Below are 17,393 nucleotides of genomic sequence, written 5' to 3' on the forward strand. Positions count from 1 at the left end.
TATTAAATCTTGTTAACTGTTCCGCCAACTTTCTCAATAGCTTCTGTTGCAGATGCAGAGAAATAATGGGCACTTACATTCAATTTCGCTGTAAGTTCGCCTCTACCAAGGACTTTTACAACATCTTTTTTAGAAACTAGTCCATGCTCAACCAAACTATCGAAAGAAACAGTATCTAAACTGAATTTATCGGCTAATTCCTGCAAAGCAGAAAGGTTGATTGGCTTGCACTCAATTCTATTAAGACTTTTGAAACCGAATTTAGGAACTCTTCTTTGAAGTGGCATTTGACCACCTTCAAATCCCAATTTGGATTTGTAACCAGATCTAGATTTAGCACCTTTGTGACCTCTTGTAGAAGTTCCACCTCTACCAGAACCAGTACCACGGCCTATTCTTTTCCTAGCTTTTACAGATCCCTCAGCAGGTTTTAATGTATGTAATTTCATAATTAAGCTTCCTCCACTTTTACAAGGTGACTTACTTTTCTTACCATTCCAGCAATCTGGGGAGTATTTTCAACTTCCACAGACTTGTTGATTCTACCAAGACCCAAAGCAACGATAGTCGCTTTTTGATCTTTTGGTCTTTTGATAGTGCTTCTTACTTGCGTTACTTTAATCTTAGCCATATCCTTAACCGTTAAAAACTTTTGACATTTTTACACCTCTTTGCTGAGAAACAGCAATAGCATCTCTCAATTGGATCAAAGCATCAATAGTAGCTTTTACCACGTTGTGAGGATTGGAAGAGCCTTTTGATTTAGCCAATACGTCTGTAACACCAGCACTTTCAAGTACGGCACGCATCGCACCACCTGCTATAACTCCAGTACCTGGAGCAGCTGGCTTGATCAATACGAAACCACCACCATACTTACCTAATTGCTCGTGAGGAATGGTACCTTTCAAGATAGGAACACGTACAAGATTTTTCTTGGCGTCTTCGATACCTTTGGTGATAGCATCTGTTACTTCGTTAGCTTTACCTAATCCATAACCTACTACACCATTACCATCTCCTACTACAACTATAGCAGAGAAAGAAAATCTTCTACCACCTTTTACTACCTTAGCAACACGGTTGATAGCAACTACTTTCTCTTTTAGTTCTGTATCTGTTGCCCTTATGGGTTTTCTTTTAAGTTGAGACATAATATCTATTAAAATTTAAGGCCACCTTCCCTTGCACCATCAGCAAGAGCTTTAACATTACCATGATATAGGTATCCACTTCTGTCAAATACGACCGAAGCAAAACCATTAGCAACAGCTCTTTCTGCCAATTTTTTACCAACCTCCTTAGAAACAGAGATCGTATTATTCTTAGCTCCAAGTTCTTTGGAAGAGGCTTGCGCAAGTGTATGACCCTTAAGGTCATCAACCAATTGTGCGTATATACCAGTATTGCTTTTAAATACTGACAAACGAGGTCTAGAATCTGTTCCGCTGATTTTTCTACGGATACTTTTCTTGATTCTAAGTCTTCTTGAATTCTTATTAAAAGCCATCTTAATTATTTTTTACCTGCGGTTTTACCAGCTTTACGTCTTACAATCTCACCTACGAAACGAACACCTTTACCTTTGTAAGGCTCAACTTTACGTAGAGATTTGATTTTTGCAGCTACTTGTCCGATCAATTCCTTATCGATACCTTCCAAAGTCACCAAAGGGTTTTTACCTTTTGGAGTTTCTGTCTTCAATGCTATTGAATCAGGAAGTGAGAAGAAAATGTTGTGGGAGTAGCCAAGTGACAATTCAAGAATTTGACCTTGGTTGGAGGCTTTGTAACCTACACCTACCAATTCCAATTCTTTTTTGTAACCATCGGAAACACCGATAACCATGTTGTTCAACAAAGATCTATACAATCCATGAAGAGATTTGTGTCTCTTGGATTCAGTAGGTCTTGTCACGACGATTTGATTACCTTCAACCGCAACGGCAATATCGGGATTCACATCCTGAGTCAGAGTACCTTTGGGACCTTTAACAGTGACAGTATTGTGTGCTGACACGTCTACAGTAACACCCTCTGGTAGATTTATTGGTTTTTTACCTATTCTAGACATAACGGTTAATTAATAAACGTAACAAAGTACTTCGCCGCCTATACCTTCGGTACGGGCTTCTTTATCGGTCATTACACCTTTCGAAGTGGACATGATAGCCACACCTAGACCATTGATTACTCTAGGAAGCTCGTCATGTTTAACATATTTTCTTAGACCAGGCTTACTAACTCTAGTAAGGCTTACAATCGCATTCTGCTTGGTGGCAGGGTTGTATTTCAAAGCAATTTTGATGGATCCCTGAGGACCTTCTTCTTCAAACTTGTAATTTTGAATATACCCCTTATCATGAAGGACTTTGGTAAGTTCCTTTTTGATATTGGAAGCAGGAATCTCAACGATTCTGTGAGACGCCTTGATGGCATTTCTCAATCTGGTCAAATAATCAGCTATTGGATCAGTCATATTTATATAAGTCTAACTGCACACCCATTTCGGGCGTGCAAAGTTACACAATGATTTTAAGAATAAAAACTTTTGTCCGATTTTTACCAGCTTGATTTGGTAACACCAGGAATTTTTCCAGCAGAAGCCATTTCTCTGAAAGTTACCCTGTTTACTCCAAATTTTCTCATATAACCTTTTGGACGACCTGTCAATTTACATCTATTATGAAGTCTGACAGGAGAAGCATTTCTAGGTAGCTTATCCAAGGCTTCGTAATCACCGGCAGCTTTTAGGTCTGCTCTCTTCTTTGCGTACTTGGCTACAAGACGTTCTCTTTTTCTCTCACGAGCTTTTAATGATTCTCTTGCCATGATTATTGAGGATTATTTTTGTTGATAAAAGGCATACCGAAAGCTTTCAATAAAGAAAAACTTTCTTCATCTGTCTCAGCAGTGGTCACAAAAGTGATATCCATACCAGAGATTCTGTTTACTTTTTCAATGCTGATCTCAGGGAAGATAATCTGCTCAGTCACACCAAGCGTATAATTTCCTCTTCCATCAAAACCTTTATCACTGATACCTTTGAAATCTCTTACACGCGGAAGAGCTACAGTAGCTAATCTGTCAAGGAATTCATACATCCTATCACCTCTCAAAGTCACCTTTGCACCGATTGGCATCTCTTCTCTCAACTTAAAGTTAGAGATGGAGTTCTTAGCCTTAGTAGCTACGGCTCTTTGCCCAGTGATCAAAGAAAGTTCTTCAACACCTTGATCTACCAATTTCTTGTCAGCTACAGCTGCACCGATACCTTTGTTCAACACAATCTTTGTCAACTTAGGTACTTGCATTGCTGACTTATACTGGAATTTCTCCTTCAATGCCGGAGCAATTTCAGTAATGTACTTTTCTTTCATTCTAGGATTAGCCATTGATCACCTCCCCAGTTTTCTTAGAATATCTAACTAATTTTCCGTTTTCACCTAGTTTTCTACCGATTCTGGTAGCTTCACCTGATTTAGGATCTACCAACATTAGGTTACTAATATGTACAGCAGCCTCTCTCTTCTCAATTCCACCTTGGGGATTGGTAGCGGTAGGCTTCACGTGTTTAGTCACTGTATTGATGCCTTCTACCACTGCTCTCCTTTTCTCAAGGTTTACAGAAAGTACTTTACCTGTCTTACCCTTATCATCACCTGACAATACTTTTACAGTATCACCCGTTCTGATGTGTAATTTGGGTTGTTTATTGAATTTTCTTTCCATGATTACAATACTTCTGGGGCCAAAGATACAATCTTCATAAACTGCTTCTCTCTCAATTCTCTCGCGACAGGACCGAAGATCCGAGTTCCTCTAGGTTCGTCGTTGTTGTTAAGGAGAACGGCAGCATTATCTTCAAATCGGATATAAGAACCGTCTTTTCTTCTAATTTCCTTCTTTGTTCTCACGATCACCGCTTTGGAAACGGTACCTTTTTTCATGTTACTGGAAGAAAGAGCGGATTTAACAGTCACTACAACTTTATCCCCGATAGAAGCATATCTTTTCTTGGTTCCTCCCAATACGCGGATTACAAGCACTTCTTTAGCACCTGAATTATCCGCTACGCTTAGTCTGGATTCTTGTTGTACCATGTTATTTAGCCTTTTCTATAATTTCTACTAATCTCCAACGCTTATTCTTACTCAGCGGACGAGTTTCGCTTATCTTAACGAGGTCGCCTGCTTGGCACTCGTTATTCTCGTCATGAACCATAAATTTGGTAGTCTTGGCAACAAACTTACCGTAGATAGGGTGCTTCACCCTTCTCTCCACGGCAACTGTGATGGACTTGTCCATCTTGTTGCTGACTACTTTTCCTATTCTTTCTTTACGTAGATTTCTCTCAGTAGTAGCCATCTTGATTCTTATTTAGCTAATTGTGATGCCGTCAAAGCAGTCTTCAATCTCGCGATTGTACGCTTTGTCTCTTTTAATTTATTAGGATTCTCAATCGGAGAGATTGCATGGGCAAAACGCATTTTTGTCAAATTTGCTTGCTCAGCGGCGATACGCTCGATTAGTTCACTTGTCGAAAGTGAGTTGATTTCTGAATTTTTCATAGCTTGTCTTATCCTACGTAATCCCTACGTACTACAAAATTTGTACTTACAGGAAGTTTCTGTTGTGCAAGTCTCAATGCCTCTTTAGCGACTTCTTGACTCACTCCTGTTGCTTCGAAAAGGATAGTACCTGGTTTGATTACTGCAACCCAGTATTCAGGAGCTCCCTTACCTTTACCCATACGAACCTCTGCAGGTTTTTTGGTGATAGGTTTGTCAGGGAAAATTCTGATCCAAACCTGACCTTCTCTTTTCATCGCTCTCGTCATAGCAATCCTTGCTGCTTCTATCTGACGGGAGGTTATCCATCCAGCTTCAAGGGACTTGATGCCAAAGTTGCCAAAAGAAAGCGTGTGCCCTCTCTGTGCAATGCCTTTGACTCTGCCCTTGTGCATTTTTCTATATTTAGTTCTTTTTGGCTGTAACATGATTTCTCACTTAGGGTGAAAATTAGTTATTTCTCTTTCTTCTTTTTGGACCGCCTTCTCTTCTCTTTCCTCTAGCGTTGTTTCCACCTTTTGGCTCGTTGGCTGCACCTACGTTTGGAGAAAGATCTCTCTTACCGTAAACTTCACCTTTGAATATCCAAACTTTGATACCAATGATACCATAGATGGTGTTTGCTTCAGAAATAGCGTAATCGATGTCAGCTCTCAATGTATGCAAAGGAATTCTTCCTTCTTTGTACATCTCGGATCTTGCCATCTCGGCTCCGCCCAATCTACCTGAAAGTTTTACTTTGATTCCTTCAGCTCCAACTCTCATTGTAGCAGCAATGGATTGCTTCATTGCCCTTCTGAAAGAAATACGAGCTTGTAGTTGTTGAGCAATTGATTCTCCAACCAATTTCGCATCCAATTCAGGACGCTTAATTTCAAAAATGTTGATCTGAACATCTTTGTTGGTCAATTTTTTCAACTCCTCTTTAAGTTTATCAACTTCAGCTCCACCTTTACCAATCACAACTCCCGGACGGGCAGTGTGGATTGTAAGGGTGATTCTTTTCAAAGTCCTTTCGATAATTACCTTAGAGATACCACCTTTGGGAATTCTAGCATTTACATACTTCCTGATTTGTTGGTCTTCATAAAGCTTCTCAGCAAAATCTTTACCTCCGTACCAGTTAGAATCCCAACCTTTGACTACACCAAGTCTAAAACCAATAGGGTTTACTTTTTGTCCCATAGTCTAATCTTAATTAGAGTTTTCTTTTGTTTGTACTTCATCAGCGGTAACTGCGGTGCTGAATGCATCAACTACCAAAGTCACATGATTTGATCTTTTACGTATTCTGTGTGCTCTTCCTTGAGGAGCAGGTCTCAGTCTTTTCAACATACGACCACCATCTACCTGAATTGTCTTGATGTATAAATCAGCTTCTTCAAGTTTTTCTTCTGGATTTTTTGCTTGCCAGTTGGCCACAGCAGAAAGAAGAAGTTTCTCTAATTTAATAGCACCGTGGTTAGGTGTAAACTTCAATATACTTAATGCATGCCCTACTCTTTTACCTCTTACAAGGTCAGCTACCAATCGCATTTTGCGAGTAGAAGTAGGAACGTTGTTTAATCTTGCTATTGCTTCCATGATTATCTCTTTCCTTTATCCTTTTTGGCAATGTGACCTCTAAAGTTTCTTGTAGGAGCAAATTCTCCCAATTTATGACCTACCATGTTGTCTGTTACAAATACTGGAATAAACTTGTTTCCATTATGCACAGCAAAGGTATGGCCTACAAAATCCGGGGAAATCATTGATCTTCTTGACCAAGTCTTGATGACAGATTTTTTCCCGGACTCGTTCATTACATCCACTTTTTTGGCCAAGTGATGCTCTATATAAGGACCTTTCTTTAATGAACGTGCCATAGTTATTTAGATCTTTTACTGATAATGAATTTATTTGAATACTTCTTAGGAGACCTGGTCTTCTTACCTTTTGCAAGTAAACCAGTCCTAGATCTTGGATGTCCACCTGACGAACGTCCTTCACCACCACCCATAGGGTGATCGACAGGGTTCATGGCTACACCTCTTGTTCTAGGTCTTCTTCCCAACCAACGGTTTCTACCAGCTTTTCCTAACACTACGTTCATGTGGTCTCCATTAGAAACAACACCTATAGTCGCCATACATACACCAAGTATCAGTCTCATTTCACCTGAAGGCAATTTAACCGTTACATACTTGCCGTCTCTAGCTACTACCTGGGCGTATCCACCGGCACTACGTGCCAATGCACCACCTTTACCAGGCTTCAATTCCAAATTGTGAACAATGGTACCCAAAGGGATATTTACCAATTGCATTGCGTTACCCACTTCTGGAGCTACGCTTTCACCGGAAATCACTGTTTGTCCTACTTGCAAACCTTCCGGGGCAATAATGTAAGCCTTTGCACCGTCAACATAATATAACAAAGCTAGACGTGCTGTTCTGTTTGGATCATATTCGATAGATTTAACTACCGCTGGTATCCCAAACTTGGTTCTCTTAAAATCAACGATTCTAAGTCTTCTCTTATGGCCACCTCCAATATATCTGGAGGTCATTTTACCTACATTATTTCTACCGCCTGACTTCTTCAAAGGAGCCAATAAAGATTTCTCTGGCTTTGATGTTGTAATTTCATCAAATGCTGGAGCAACTCTAAATCTGGTCCCTGGGGTTACAGGCTTTAATTTTTTAACTGCCATGATTCTGATTCAATTAAATTTCTCCGTAAAAATCGATTACATCACCTTCAGCAACCTGTACAATCGCTTTTTTGAAGGTATTGGTAAATCCACTTACAACTTTCGCTTTGGTGTATCTGGTTTTCGACTTACCAGCATAACGCATAGTTCTTACGTCTACAACTTTAACACCATACATTTTCTCTACGGCTCTTTTGATTTCTGGCTTCTTTGCAGTTTTTTCAACTACAAATCCATAAACACCATTTTCGTTCATCGCAGAAATCTTTTCCGTAATCAAAGGTTTTTTTAGAATTTCCATTGTCTTACTTCAATAATAGGGTTTCCAAAATACTTACAGAACCTTCACACAACATCAAGTTGTCGGCGTTAAGCAATTCGTAAGTGTTTACATCATTTACTGAAACCACCTTTGCTTTAGGTAAATTTCTGCTGGATAGATAAACATTTTTGTTGTCTTCAGGAAGCACCAAAAGTGTCTTTTTATCTGTCAAAGAAAGTCCGTTCAAGAATGCTATATAATCTTTTGTCTTTGGAGCTTCAAATGAAACATTTTCCAAAACCATTAGGCTATTTTCTCTTACTTTATAAGTCAAAGCTGACTTTCTTGCCACTTGCTTCAATTTCTTGTTCAATTTGAAAGAATAGTTTCTTGGTCTAGGACCGAAAATTCTTCCTCCTCCTCTGAACACTGGAGATTTGATGGATCCGGCTCTAGCTCCGCCAGTACCTTTTTGCTTTTTGATCTTTTTGGTAGATCCAGCAATTTCATTTCTCTCTTTTGATTTGTGCGTACCTTGTCTTTGGTTTGCCAAAAACTGTTTTACATCAAGGTAGATAGCGTGATCATTTGGCTCAACACCAAAAATCTCTTCTGAAAGCGTTACTTTTCTACCTGTCTCTTCGCCGTTATGTTTTAATACTGCTAATTCCATTGTCTTACTTCTCTAGGATAACGAAAGAATTTTTTGGACCAGGGACAGAGCCACTTACCAATAGCAAGTTTTTCTCTGCGTAAATCTTCAACACTTTCAAGTTGATAACTTTAACTCTATCACCACCTGTTCTACCTGCCATTCTCATGCCTTTGAATACTCTTGATGGCCAAGAACAAGCACCAATGGAACCAGGGTGTCTACCTCTGTTGTGCTGACCGTGGGTTTGTCCACCAACACCGGCAAAACCATGACGTTTAACTACACCTTGGAAACCTTTACCTTTTGAAGTACCGATAGCATCCACAAAGTCTCCTTCGATAAATACCTGACCAGCTTCAACGGTTTTTCCAAGATCAACCTGACCTTCGAATTCGACTCTGAAGTCTCTGAATTCTACAACTTTCTGCTTTGGAGTTGTACCGGCCTTTTTAAAGTGTCCGATTAGTGGCTTCGGAGTGTTTTTCTCCTTACGCTCACCATAAGCCAACTGAACAGCGTTGTACCCGTCTGTTTCTAAATTTTTTACTTGCGTCACTACGCAAGGACCAGCTTCTATTAGCGTGCATGCGACGTTACGTCCATCGGCACTAAAAATGCTAGTCATTCCTACTTTTCTACCTATTATTCCAGACATCTTCTGATATATAATATAATTACGCACAGGCGATTACACGCAAGTGCCCTTTAAAGGACTGCAAAGTTAGGAATTTAATTCCACCTTACAAACTCCAACTTTAATATTTTCAATTATTTATGAAAAAATGTTTGGTAAAATGAAACTTATTTCTGTTTAATCAGTACCTCACCTTTTCATATGATACAGGCAAAAGAAAAACCCATCCACCGAAGCGGATAGGTTTTCCATGCTGTAAGATCCTACTGTCAGACTTTGATCTCAACATCAACTCCACTAGGAAGTTCGATTTTCATCAAAGCATCAACAGTTTTGGAACTATTGCTGTAGATATCAACCAATCTTTTGTATGTACAAAGTTGAAATTGCTCTCTTGCTTTCTTATTTACGTGTGGCGACTTCAATACCGTGAACTTTTCCTTCTTAGTAGGCAAAGGAATAGGCCCAACGACGATAGCACCAGTTGCTTTTACTGCTTTCACGATCTTCTCAGATGACTTATCCACCAGGCTGTGATCGTATGATTTTAATTTTATTCTGATTTTCTGATTCATTTTCGCTTAGAATTTAGGCTTTTTCACCTTTAACTTTCGCTATCACAGCTTCTGCGATATTGTTAGGTACAGGCTCGTAATGTGAGAAGGTCAATGAAGCTGTTGCTCTACCTGATGTGATTGTCCTCAAATCAGTAACATAGCCAAACAACTCGGAAAGAGGCACACTAGCTTTGACTACAGTAGAAGTACCTTTTGTATCCATACCTTTCATCAAACCTCTTCTTCTATTCAAATCACCAGTAATTGGACCAGTATATTCATCTGGTGTAACTACGTCTACCGCCATGATTGGCTCCAATAATTGTGGCTTACATTTCTTTGCTGCTTCCTTGAATCCGATTCTTGCTGCCAATTCGAATGACAAAGCATCGGAATCGACATCGTGGAATGAACCATGGAACAATCTAACTTTCATAGACTCTACAGGATAACCTGCCAATGGTCCATTTTTCATAGATTCAGCAAAACCCTTCTGAATAGCAGGGATAAATTCTTTTGGAATTACACCACCTACGATTCCATTCACGAAATCCAGCCCTGCTTTGATTTCGTTTGTCTCAGGATCAGGATCTTTCGGTCCAAGTTCAAATACGATATCCGCAAATTTACCTTTACCACCTGACTGCTTTTTATATACTTCTTTGTGCTCAACAGAACCAAACAAAGCTTCTTTATAGGCAACTTGAGGTGCTCCTTGGTTGATCTCAACCTTGAACTCTCTCTTCAAACGATCAATGATGATATCCAAATGAAGTTCACCCATACCTCTCAAGATAGTCTGTCCAGTCTCATGGTCAGTATTTACTACAAGGGTAGGATCTTCTTCTACAAGTTTGGCTATTGCCATACCCAATTTATCAACATCAGCTTGTGTCTTAGGCTCAATCGCATAACCAATAACTGGCTCAGGGAACACCATTGATTCAAGAACAACCTTACGTTTCTCATCACAAAGTGTATCTCCAGTCTTGATATCTTTAAAGCCAACTACTGCACCAATATCACCAGCTACCAATCTTGGAATCTGGTTTTGCTTATTTGCGTGCATTTGGAATACCCTTGAGATACGCTCTTTGTTTCCAGAACGGCTATTGAATACATAAGAACCTGATTCAAGAACACCTGAATAAGCCCTCACGAAACAAAGACGACCTACAAATGGATCTGTTGCGATTTTGAATGCAAGACCGGTAAATGGTTCTGCTTCATCAGGAGCGATTTTCACCTCTTCCTCAGAATCCAAACCAGTAGCAATGATATCGTCCTTATCCAATGGAGAAGGAAGCAATTCCATCACTAGATCAAGCATAGTCTGCACACCTTTGTTTTTGAAAGATGATCCACACACCATAGGTACTACTTTCATTGCGATAGTAGCCTGACGAAGTGCGTTAAGGATTTCAGCCTCTGTGATAGACTCAGAATCTTCGAAGAATTTCTCCATCAAAGACTCATCAAACTCAGCAACTGATTCCAAAAGATACTCTCTGTATTGAGCTACTTCTTCTTTCATATCCTCAGGAATTGGAACTTCTTCGAAAGTCATTCCGAAATCATCCTCATTCCAAACGATAGCTCTGTTGTTGATCAAATCAACAACACCTCTAAATTTGTCTTCTGCACCGATAGGAAGCTGCAAAGGAACTGCATGGCTACCCAACATTTCTTTCACCTGCTTACAAACCTCAAGGAAGTTGGCACCGGCACGGTCCATTTTGTTTACGAAACCGATACGGGCTACTTTGTAATTATCAGCTAGTCTCCAGTTGGTTTCTGACTGAGGCTCTACGCCATCAACAGCACTAAAAAGGAATACCAACCCATCCAAAATTCTAAGGGAACGGTTTACCTCTACGGTAAAATCCACGTGTCCTGGAGTATCGATGATGTTGATTTGGTACTTGTTGTCTCTATAATTCCAAAAAACTGTGGTTGCAGCAGAAGTGATGGTAATCCCTCTCTCTTGCTCTTGCGCCATCCAATCCATGGTAGCTGCACCATCATGAACCTCACCGATTTTATGGCTTACACCAGAATAAAATAGGATACGTTCAGTAGTTGTAGTCTTACCTGCATCAATGTGTGCAGCAATTCCAATGTTTCTTGTAAATTTTAAGTCTCTTGCCATTTCAATTAAAATCTAAAGTGTGAGAATGCTTTATTTGCTTCAGCCATTCTATGGGTATCATCTTTCTTCTTCACAGCAGCACCTTCACCTTTTGCGGCAGAGATGATTTCTCCAGCTAATCTATCCATCATGGTCTTCTCACCCCTTCTTCTGGCATAAGTGATCATCCACTTAATTCCTAGGGACAACTTTCTTTCAGGTCTAACTTCCATTGGGACCTGGAAAGTAGCACCACCAACTCTACGACTCTTCACCTCGACAGCGGGAGTTATATTGTTAAGCGCTTTTTTCCAAACCTCAAGACCGTTCTCACCTACTTTTTGTTCAACTTTCTCGACTGCGTCGTAGAAAATCCTGTAAGCAATACTCTTCTTACCATCCACCATCAGACAGTTAACAAACTTTGTTACCAAAGTATCATTAAACTTCGGATCAGGAAGAATATATCTCTTTTTTGGTTTCGCTTTTCTCATTTTTTCTAAATGTTTTTGTAATATTATTTCTTAGCGGCCTTAGGACGCTTCGCACCATACTTGGAACGACCTTGCTTACGGTCTTTTACTCCTGCTGTATCTAGTGCACCTCGGATGATGTGGTAACGTACACCTGGAAGATCCTTCACACGACCACCTCTGATCAATACGATCGAGTGCTCCTGCAAATTGTGACCCTCTCCAGGAATGTAGGCGTTAACCTCTTTTCCGTTCGTCAATCTTACCCTAGCCACTTTTCTCATCGCTGAGTTAGGCTTTTTAGGCGTGGTAGTGTACACCCTTGTACAAACCCCTCTTCTCTGAGGACATGCATCCAAAGCTCTAGACTTGGACTTGGTCTCAAGGGTAGTTCTACCTTTTCTTACTAACTGTTGTATAGTAGGCATTAACTGATAAAATTTATTTTGTTCCTTGTAAACTTGTGAATTTTGGACTGCAAAGGTAAACAAATAGGTAAAACAAACAAAATTAAGACGTTATATTTTTATTATGCCTCCCCTGGAGTCCCTCCGAAATTCAATGGAAAAGATGGACCTTCATCACCTCCCTGTATTTTTCCAAATGCACTTTCGTATTTATTGATATTATCCTTCAAGGCCGCAAGCAATCTTTTTGCATGGTCAGGAGTCATTATAATCCTTGACTTTACTTTCGCCTTGGGTACTCCAGGCATCAGTCTGATAAAGTCAATCACGAATTCCGAATTCGAATGTGCTATCATCGCCAAGTTTGAATAAACTCCCTCTGCAACTTCCTCGGATAGCTCCACATTGATCTGCTGGTTTTGGTTGGCCAATTTATCGTCTTCCATAAGATTGTATAATTGTAGTTTAATTCAGGGAAAGATTCCCGACCTCTATTTACTAATATATTATTCTTTGTGATTATCAGGAAGGAAATCGTCAATAGAGAACCATCTATATCCCAAACTCTCCTGGCTATGGTTATTGAAATATCGAAGATCGTATATAATACAACCTCTCAACAACTAAATCCCCATTTTCAAAAAGAAGATAAAAAAGGCCTGCTTTTACACAGGCCTTTTTTATCTTCATCAAAACAGTTATTATTTCAATACTTCTTTTGATTTTTTGATTGATCTTTCTTTTTCAACCGAAAGTCTTTCGTATTCATCCAAAGAACCAACAATGATATCCTTGAAGTTACGCTGACCAGTTCCCGCAGGAATCAAGTGGCCTACGATTACGTTTTCTTTCAAGCCGAGTAGTTCATCACGCTTTCCTCTGATAGCCGCTTCACTCAAGACTTTGGTAGTCTCCTGGAATGATGCTGCAGAGATAAAGCTTTCTGTACCCAAAGATGCTGCTGTAATACCCTGTAGTGTAGGCCTAGAAACGGCTGTTTCAGCATCTCTAACTTGTACTAATTTCAGGTCTTTACGCTTCAGGCTTGAATTCTCGTCTCTCAATCTTCTTGCAGAGATAATCATACCTGCCTTCAATGTGCTCGAATCTCCAGGTTCCATCACAACTTTCTTATCCAAGATGTTGTCATTTTCTTCCCTGAAAGCCCATTTATCAACAACTTGGTTTTGAAGGAATCCTGTGTCACCCGCATCAAGTATTTCTACTTTTTGCATCATTTGGCTTACGATTACTTCAATATGCTTATCGTTGATTTTTACACCTTGAAGTCTATATACTTCCTGGATTTCATTTACCAAATATTCCTGCACAGCAGTTGGCCCTTTGATAGCCAAGATGTCGTTTGGAGTGATAGCCCCATCAGATAATGGTTCACCTGCTCTGATGAAGTCATTTTCCTGAACAAGGATATGTTTGGACAATGACACCATGTATCTCTTTCTTACTCCATCTTTGGATTCGATGAAAATCTCACGGTTACCTCTCTTGATACCACCATAAGTCACCACACCATCGATTTCAGAAACTACAGCCGGGTTGGATGGATTTCTTGCTTCGAACAATTCGGTAACCCTTGGAAGACCACCGGTAATATCCCTTGTCTTACCTACTGATCTTGGGATTTTCACCAATATCTGTCCAGCCTTCACTTTTTCACCTACTTCAACAGCCAAGTGAGCTCCAACTGGTATGTTATAAGACTTATTCTCCTCACCATAATTTACAATTACAGCAGGGTTTTTGGTTTTATCTTTTGTATCGATGATTACTTTCTCTCTGTAACCAGTCTGATCATCTGCCACTTCCTTGAAAGTAATGCCTTCAATGATTGCATCAAATTCGATTTCACCATCAAATTCTGACAAGATCACAGCATTGTATGGATCCCAAGTACAAAGTGAATCACCTTTTCCTATCTTCTGACCATCTTTCACATTCAAGATAGCACCATAAGGTACATGGTTGGAAACAAGCAACTTTCCTTTGGAATCGTTGATCTTGATCTCTCCTGATCTACCCATTACGATTGCGATTGCTTCGCCATCTTTATTGGTAGTGTTGATCCATCTTAATTCCTCTTCAAATTCGATCACACCTTCAAACTTGGCGTTGATGCTTGCTTCTACCGAAATGTTAGATGCAGTACCACCAACGTGGAATGTTCTCAATGTCAGCTGCGTACCTGGCTCACCGATAGACTGTGCTGCAATTACACCAACAGATTCACCATTCTGAACCATGTTGCCGGTAGTCAAGTTTCTACCGTAACACTTGGTACAAACTCCCCTACGAGTCTCACAAGTTAATACAGACCTGATTTCAACTTCTTCTACGGCAGATTCATCAATTCTTTTGGCAATGTCATCAGAGATTTCCTCACCAGCACTTACCAAGATTTCCTCTGTAATAGGGTCTACTACATCATGTACAGAAACCCTACCAACAATCCTCTCTGAAAGCGGCTCAACGATTTCGTCATTGTCTTTCAATGGCTGAACGACAAGACCTCTCAATGTACCACAATCCTCTTCAGAGATAATCATATCCTGGGCAACATCTACCAATCTCCTAGTCAAGTAACCAGCATCGGCAGTTTTCAATGCAGTATCGGCAAGACCTTTACGCGCACCGTGAGTTGAGATAAAGTACTCCAATACATCCAAACCTTCTTTGAAGTTTGAAAGAATCGGGTTCTCGATGATCTCACCTACAGAACCTTGTAGGTTCTTTTGTGGCTTGGCCATCAATCCCCTCATACCACCCAACTGACGAATTTGTTCCCTGGAACCCCTGGCTCCTGAGTGCATCATCATGTAGATTGCATTGAAACCTTGCTTATCTTCTTCCATTTGACGCATCAAGATGTTGGTCAAATTAGAGTTTGTTCTTGTCCAGATGTCAATAACCTGGTTATATCTTTCATTGTCTGTGATCAGACCCATCAAGTAGTTGTTCCAAACTTGGTCAACTTCCTCTTTAGCCTTGTTGATCAACGGATCTTTTTCATCAGGGATAATAACATCGTTCAATCCCATGGAAAGTCCACCAGTATATGCCATTTGGAAACCTAGGTGCTTGATATCATCAAGGAACTGGGCTGTTCTGGCTATACCACAGATTTTTACAACTTCCGCAATGATTTGCTGAAGCTTTTTCTTCGTCAATAGTTCATTTACATAACCTACTTCCTCAGGAACGAATTGGTTGAAGATCAATCTACCTGCAACGGTATCGATGATTTTTTCAACAATCTCACCATTTTCCTCTCTGACCTTCACTTTACATTTGATCAAAGCATGTTGGGAAACTCGCCCTTCGTTCATCGCAATGATCACTTCCTCCTCACCGTAGAAAGTTTGTCCTTCACCCAAAACAATCTCTTCAGGTGTTGATTTTTTTCCTTTGGTTACATAATAAAGACCCAAAACCATATCCTGTGATGGTACAGTAATAGGTGCACCATTTGCAGGGTTAAGGATGTTATGCGAAGAAAGCATCAATGTAGAGGCTTCCAAAATAGCTTCATGTCCCAATGGTACGTGTACAGCCATCTGGTCACCATCAAAATCGGCGTTGAATGCAGTACATACCAATGGGTGCAACTGAATCGCTTTTCCTTCGATCAATTTTGGCTGGAAAGCCTGGATACCCAACCTGTGAAGTGTAGGAGCTCTGTTAAGAAGTACCGGATGTCCTTTCAATACATTTTCAAGGATATCCCATACCACAGGATCTTTTCTGTCTACGATCTTCTTAGCTGACTTTACAGTCTTTACAATACCTCTTTCGATCAACTTTCTGATGATAAAAGGCTTGAAAAGCTCTGCTGCCATATTTTTAGGCAAACCACATTCGTGAAGCTTCAATTCAGGTCCTACGACGATAACGGAACGACCAGAATAATCGACCCTTTTACCCAATAGGTTTTGACGGAATCGACCTTGCTTACCTTTCAACATATCAGAAAGTGACTTCAGGGCACGGTTACCATCAGATCTTACTGCGTTGACTTTTCTTGAGTTGTCAAATAGGGAATCGACAGCTTCCTGAAGCATTCTCTTTTCGTTTCTCAAAATCACCTCAGGCGCCTTGATATCGATCAATCTTTTCAGACGGTTGTTTCTAATGATCACCCTTCTGTAAAGATCATTCAAATCAGAAGTAGCAAATCTACCACCATCCAAAGGAACCAACGGTCTCAATTCCGGTGGAATAACTGGAACCATTCTAACAACCATCCACTCAGGACGGTTTTCGATTCTGGTTCTGGCATCTCTGAATGCTTCTACAACTTTCAGCCTTTTCAAAGCTTCCGCTTTTCTTTGCTGGGAAGTATCTGTAGCTGCCTGGTGTCTCAAGCTGTAGGAAAGGTCATCAAGATCAAGTCTTGCCAACAACATTTCGATCGCTTCAGCACCCATTTTGGCGATGAATTTATTTGGATCTTCATCATCAAGCATTTGGTTTTCCTTTGGAAGCTTATCCATGATATCCAAATACTCGTCTTCAGTCAAAAAGTCAAGATACTGTATCCCGTCTTCAGCTTTTATACCAGCTTGAACGACTGCGTATCTTTCATAATATACGATTTGATCCAATTTTTTTGTTGGAAGACCCAACAAGTATCCAATTTTGTTTGGAAGGGATTTGAAATACCAGATATGCGCTACAGGGACAACAAGCTCAATATGGCCCATTCTCTCTCTACGCACTTTTTTCTCGGTCACTTCAACACCACATCTGTCACAAATGATACCTTTATATCTTATGCGCTTATATTTTCCACAATGACATTCCCAGTCTTTTACAGGACCGAAAATCCTCTCACAGAACAAACCTCCCATTTCTGGTTTGTAAGTTCTATAGTTGATTGTTTCGGGCTGCGTTACTTCACCATGTGAACTATCCAGAATAGATTCTGGAGAGGCCAAACTAATAGTGACTCTAGAAAAGTCGTTGTTTAGTTTTTTGTTTTTTCTGAACGCCATAATATT

General features: G+C 40.1%; 26 protein-coding genes. All 26 read right to left on the minus strand.

Features of this window, described 5'->3' with window-relative positions; translation table 11 throughout:
• Nucleotides 1–2: 2 nt before the first annotated feature.
• The 26 genes from rplO to rpoC all read right to left on the minus strand — a co-directional run bounded on the left by rplO (nucleotide 3) and on the right by rpoC (nucleotide 17,387).
• Complete coding sequence (rplO, locus tag ACFSKL_RS12100) at nucleotides 3–449, minus strand: 50S ribosomal protein L15 (RefSeq protein ID WP_376886494.1); 447 nt, start codon at nucleotides 447–449, stop codon at nucleotides 3–5.
• Nucleotides 450–451: 2 nt separating this feature from the next.
• Complete coding sequence (gene rpmD / locus ACFSKL_RS12105) at nucleotides 452–631, minus strand: 50S ribosomal protein L30 (protein WP_376886495.1); 180 nt, start codon at nucleotides 629–631, stop codon at nucleotides 452–454.
• Nucleotides 632–635: 4 nt separating this feature from the next.
• The gene (gene rpsE, locus ACFSKL_RS12110) at nucleotides 636–1,154 is read right to left on the minus strand and encodes a 30S ribosomal protein S5 (protein WP_376886496.1); all 519 of its coding nucleotides are present in this window, start codon (nucleotides 1,152–1,154) and stop codon (nucleotides 636–638) included.
• An 8-nt stretch (nucleotides 1,155–1,162) separates the two neighbouring features.
• Entirely contained in the window at nucleotides 1,163–1,510 is a 348-nt protein-coding gene (gene rplR, locus ACFSKL_RS12115) for a 50S ribosomal protein L18 (RefSeq protein ID WP_376886497.1), read from the minus strand.
• 5 nt (nucleotides 1,511–1,515) lie between these two features.
• On the minus strand, nucleotides 1,516–2,073 hold the full coding sequence (gene rplF / locus ACFSKL_RS12120) for a 50S ribosomal protein L6 (RefSeq protein WP_376886498.1): 558 nt from the start codon (nucleotides 2,071–2,073) through the stop codon (nucleotides 1,516–1,518).
• Between the two features lie 9 nt (nucleotides 2,074–2,082).
• The gene (rpsH, locus tag ACFSKL_RS12125; RefSeq protein ID WP_241275201.1) at nucleotides 2,083–2,478 is read right to left on the minus strand and encodes a 30S ribosomal protein S8; all 396 of its coding nucleotides are present in this window, start codon (nucleotides 2,476–2,478) and stop codon (nucleotides 2,083–2,085) included.
• Between the two features lie 83 nt (nucleotides 2,479–2,561).
• A complete protein-coding gene (gene rpsN / locus ACFSKL_RS12130; protein WP_376886499.1) occupies nucleotides 2,562–2,831 on the minus strand; it encodes a 30S ribosomal protein S14 in 270 nt (89 codons plus the stop codon).
• A gap of 2 nt (nucleotides 2,832–2,833) precedes the next feature.
• Nucleotides 2,834–3,394, minus strand: a complete 561-nt coding sequence (gene rplE / locus ACFSKL_RS12135) for a 50S ribosomal protein L5 (RefSeq protein WP_376886500.1) — start codon at nucleotides 3,392–3,394, stop codon at nucleotides 2,834–2,836.
• The gene (gene rplX, locus ACFSKL_RS12140; protein ID WP_376886501.1) at nucleotides 3,387–3,731 is read right to left on the minus strand and encodes a 50S ribosomal protein L24; all 345 of its coding nucleotides are present in this window, start codon (nucleotides 3,729–3,731) and stop codon (nucleotides 3,387–3,389) included. The genes rplE and rplX overlap by 8 nt, the downstream gene beginning before the upstream one ends.
• Nucleotides 3,732–3,733: 2 nt before the next feature.
• Nucleotides 3,734–4,102 (minus strand): 50S ribosomal protein L14, encoded by a 369-nt coding sequence (rplN, locus tag ACFSKL_RS12145; protein ID WP_009053184.1) that lies wholly within the window; start codon nucleotides 4,100–4,102, stop codon nucleotides 3,734–3,736.
• Nucleotide 4,103: 1 nt separating this feature from the next.
• Entirely contained in the window at nucleotides 4,104–4,367 is a 264-nt protein-coding gene (gene rpsQ / locus ACFSKL_RS12150; protein WP_241275198.1) for a 30S ribosomal protein S17, read from the minus strand.
• Nucleotides 4,368–4,375: 8 nt separating this feature from the next.
• The gene (gene rpmC, locus ACFSKL_RS12155; RefSeq protein WP_241410238.1) at nucleotides 4,376–4,570 is read right to left on the minus strand and encodes a 50S ribosomal protein L29; all 195 of its coding nucleotides are present in this window, start codon (nucleotides 4,568–4,570) and stop codon (nucleotides 4,376–4,378) included.
• Nucleotides 4,571–4,578: 8 nt separating this feature from the next.
• Complete coding sequence (gene rplP, locus ACFSKL_RS12160; RefSeq protein WP_241275196.1) at nucleotides 4,579–4,998, minus strand: 50S ribosomal protein L16; 420 nt, start codon at nucleotides 4,996–4,998, stop codon at nucleotides 4,579–4,581.
• A gap of 22 nt (nucleotides 4,999–5,020) precedes the next feature.
• Nucleotides 5,021–5,755 (minus strand): 30S ribosomal protein S3, encoded by a 735-nt coding sequence (rpsC, locus tag ACFSKL_RS12165; protein WP_241275195.1) that lies wholly within the window; start codon nucleotides 5,753–5,755, stop codon nucleotides 5,021–5,023.
• A 9-nt stretch (nucleotides 5,756–5,764) separates the two neighbouring features.
• On the minus strand, nucleotides 5,765–6,154 hold the full coding sequence (rplV, locus tag ACFSKL_RS12170; protein ID WP_376886502.1) for a 50S ribosomal protein L22: 390 nt from the start codon (nucleotides 6,152–6,154) through the stop codon (nucleotides 5,765–5,767).
• A gap of 2 nt (nucleotides 6,155–6,156) precedes the next feature.
• The gene (gene rpsS, locus ACFSKL_RS12175) at nucleotides 6,157–6,435 is read right to left on the minus strand and encodes a 30S ribosomal protein S19 (RefSeq protein WP_009034213.1); all 279 of its coding nucleotides are present in this window, start codon (nucleotides 6,433–6,435) and stop codon (nucleotides 6,157–6,159) included.
• Nucleotides 6,436–6,437: 2 nt separating this feature from the next.
• Nucleotides 6,438–7,262, minus strand: a complete 825-nt coding sequence (gene rplB / locus ACFSKL_RS12180; protein ID WP_241410236.1) for a 50S ribosomal protein L2 — start codon at nucleotides 7,260–7,262, stop codon at nucleotides 6,438–6,440.
• A gap of 13 nt (nucleotides 7,263–7,275) precedes the next feature.
• A complete protein-coding gene (gene rplW, locus ACFSKL_RS12185; protein WP_376886503.1) occupies nucleotides 7,276–7,563 on the minus strand; it encodes a 50S ribosomal protein L23 in 288 nt (95 codons plus the stop codon).
• Between the two features lie 4 nt (nucleotides 7,564–7,567).
• Nucleotides 7,568–8,197 carry a 50S ribosomal protein L4 gene (gene rplD / locus ACFSKL_RS12190; RefSeq protein WP_376886504.1) on the minus strand — a complete coding sequence of 210 codons (630 nt, stop codon included), beginning with the start codon at nucleotides 8,195–8,197 and terminating at the stop codon, nucleotides 7,568–7,570.
• Nucleotides 8,198–8,201: 4 nt separating this feature from the next.
• Nucleotides 8,202–8,834 (minus strand): 50S ribosomal protein L3, encoded by a 633-nt coding sequence (gene rplC / locus ACFSKL_RS12195; RefSeq protein WP_041779291.1) that lies wholly within the window; start codon nucleotides 8,832–8,834, stop codon nucleotides 8,202–8,204.
• Nucleotides 8,835–9,082: 248 nt separating this feature from the next.
• Nucleotides 9,083–9,388, minus strand: a complete 306-nt coding sequence (gene rpsJ / locus ACFSKL_RS12200; protein WP_241275190.1) for a 30S ribosomal protein S10 — start codon at nucleotides 9,386–9,388, stop codon at nucleotides 9,083–9,085.
• A 13-nt stretch (nucleotides 9,389–9,401) separates the two neighbouring features.
• A complete protein-coding gene (gene fusA, locus ACFSKL_RS12205; RefSeq protein ID WP_376886505.1) occupies nucleotides 9,402–11,519 on the minus strand; it encodes an elongation factor G in 2,118 nt (705 codons plus the stop codon).
• A gap of 5 nt (nucleotides 11,520–11,524) precedes the next feature.
• The gene (gene rpsG, locus ACFSKL_RS12210) at nucleotides 11,525–11,992 is read right to left on the minus strand and encodes a 30S ribosomal protein S7 (RefSeq protein WP_241275188.1); all 468 of its coding nucleotides are present in this window, start codon (nucleotides 11,990–11,992) and stop codon (nucleotides 11,525–11,527) included.
• Between the two features lie 23 nt (nucleotides 11,993–12,015).
• Nucleotides 12,016–12,399, minus strand: a complete 384-nt coding sequence (rpsL, locus tag ACFSKL_RS12215; protein ID WP_014772291.1) for a 30S ribosomal protein S12 — start codon at nucleotides 12,397–12,399, stop codon at nucleotides 12,016–12,018.
• Nucleotides 12,400–12,500: 101 nt separating this feature from the next.
• Nucleotides 12,501–12,824 (minus strand): DUF3467 domain-containing protein, encoded by a 324-nt coding sequence (locus ACFSKL_RS12220; RefSeq protein ID WP_376886506.1) that lies wholly within the window; start codon nucleotides 12,822–12,824, stop codon nucleotides 12,501–12,503.
• 255 nt (nucleotides 12,825–13,079) lie between these two features.
• On the minus strand, nucleotides 13,080–17,387 hold the full coding sequence (rpoC, locus tag ACFSKL_RS12225) for a DNA-directed RNA polymerase subunit beta' (RefSeq protein WP_376886507.1): 4,308 nt from the start codon (nucleotides 17,385–17,387) through the stop codon (nucleotides 13,080–13,082).
• Nucleotides 17,388–17,393 lie beyond the last annotated feature (6 nt).

Source organism: Belliella marina, from assembly GCF_042682445.1.
In the GTDB taxonomy this organism is placed as follows: Bacteria; Bacteroidota; Bacteroidia; order Cytophagales; family Cyclobacteriaceae; genus Belliella; species Belliella marina.

Bases quoted from the DNA above. Each gene is read 5' to 3' on its own strand.
- rplN (WP_009053184.1), bottom strand. From the start codon at position 4,102: ATGGTACAACAAGAATCCAGACTAAGCGTAGCGGATAATTCAGGTGCT.
- rplF (WP_376886498.1), bottom strand. From the start codon at position 2,073: ATGTCTAGAATAGGTAAAAAACCAATAAATCTACCAGAGGGTGTTACT.
- rplX (WP_376886501.1), bottom strand. From the start codon at position 3,731: ATGGAAAGAAAATTCAATAAACAACCCAAATTACACATCAGAACGGGT.
- rplE (WP_376886500.1), bottom strand. From the start codon at position 3,394: ATGGCTAATCCTAGAATGAAAGAAAAGTACATTACTGAAATTGCTCCG.
- rplO (WP_376886494.1), bottom strand. From the start codon at position 449: ATGAAATTACATACATTAAAACCTGCTGAGGGATCTGTAAAAGCTAGG.
- rpmC (WP_241410238.1), bottom strand. From the start codon at position 4,570: ATGAAAAATTCAGAAATCAACTCACTTTCGACAAGTGAACTAATCGAG.
- rpsH (WP_241275201.1), bottom strand. From the start codon at position 2,478: ATGACTGATCCAATAGCTGATTATTTGACCAGATTGAGAAATGCCATC.
- rplW (WP_376886503.1), bottom strand. From the start codon at position 7,563: ATGGAAATTCTAAAAAAACCTTTGATTACGGAAAAGATTTCTGCGATG.
- rpsS (WP_009034213.1), bottom strand. From the start codon at position 6,435: ATGGCACGTTCATTAAAGAAAGGTCCTTATATAGAGCATCACTTGGCC.
- rplC (WP_041779291.1), bottom strand. From the start codon at position 8,834: ATGTCTGGAATAATAGGTAGAAAAGTAGGAATGACTAGCATTTTTAGT.
- rplB (WP_241410236.1), bottom strand. From the start codon at position 7,262: ATGGCAGTTAAAAAATTAAAGCCTGTAACCCCAGGGACCAGATTTAGA.
- rplR (WP_376886497.1), bottom strand. From the start codon at position 1,510: ATGGCTTTTAATAAGAATTCAAGAAGACTTAGAATCAAGAAAAGTATC.
- rpsG (WP_241275188.1), bottom strand. From the start codon at position 11,992: ATGAGAAAAGCGAAACCAAAAAAGAGATATATTCTTCCTGATCCGAAG.
- rpsQ (WP_241275198.1), bottom strand. From the start codon at position 4,367: ATGGCTACTACTGAGAGAAATCTACGTAAAGAAAGAATAGGAAAAGTA.
- rpsE (WP_376886496.1), bottom strand. From the start codon at position 1,154: ATGTCTCAACTTAAAAGAAAACCCATAAGGGCAACAGATACAGAACTA.
- rplV (WP_376886502.1), bottom strand. From the start codon at position 6,154: ATGGAAGCAATAGCAAGATTAAACAACGTTCCTACTTCTACTCGCAAA.
- rpmD (WP_376886495.1), bottom strand. From the start codon at position 631: ATGGCTAAGATTAAAGTAACGCAAGTAAGAAGCACTATCAAAAGACCA.
- rplP (WP_241275196.1), bottom strand. From the start codon at position 4,998: ATGTTACAGCCAAAAAGAACTAAATATAGAAAAATGCACAAGGGCAGA.
- rpsJ (WP_241275190.1), bottom strand. From the start codon at position 9,388: ATGAATCAGAAAATCAGAATAAAATTAAAATCATACGATCACAGCCTG.
- fusA (WP_376886505.1), bottom strand. From the start codon at position 11,519: ATGGCAAGAGACTTAAAATTTACAAGAAACATTGGAATTGCTGCACAC.
- rpoC (WP_376886507.1), bottom strand. From the start codon at position 17,387: ATGGCGTTCAGAAAAAACAAAAAACTAAACAACGACTTTTCTAGAGTC.
- rpsN (WP_376886499.1), bottom strand. From the start codon at position 2,831: ATGGCAAGAGAATCATTAAAAGCTCGTGAGAGAAAAAGAGAACGTCTT.
- ACFSKL_RS12220 (WP_376886506.1), bottom strand. From the start codon at position 12,824: ATGGAAGACGATAAATTGGCCAACCAAAACCAGCAGATCAATGTGGAG.
- rpsC (WP_241275195.1), bottom strand. From the start codon at position 5,755: ATGGGACAAAAAGTAAACCCTATTGGTTTTAGACTTGGTGTAGTCAAA.
- rplD (WP_376886504.1), bottom strand. From the start codon at position 8,197: ATGGAATTAGCAGTATTAAAACATAACGGCGAAGAGACAGGTAGAAAA.
- rpsL (WP_014772291.1), bottom strand. From the start codon at position 12,399: ATGCCTACTATACAACAGTTAGTAAGAAAAGGTAGAACTACCCTTGAG.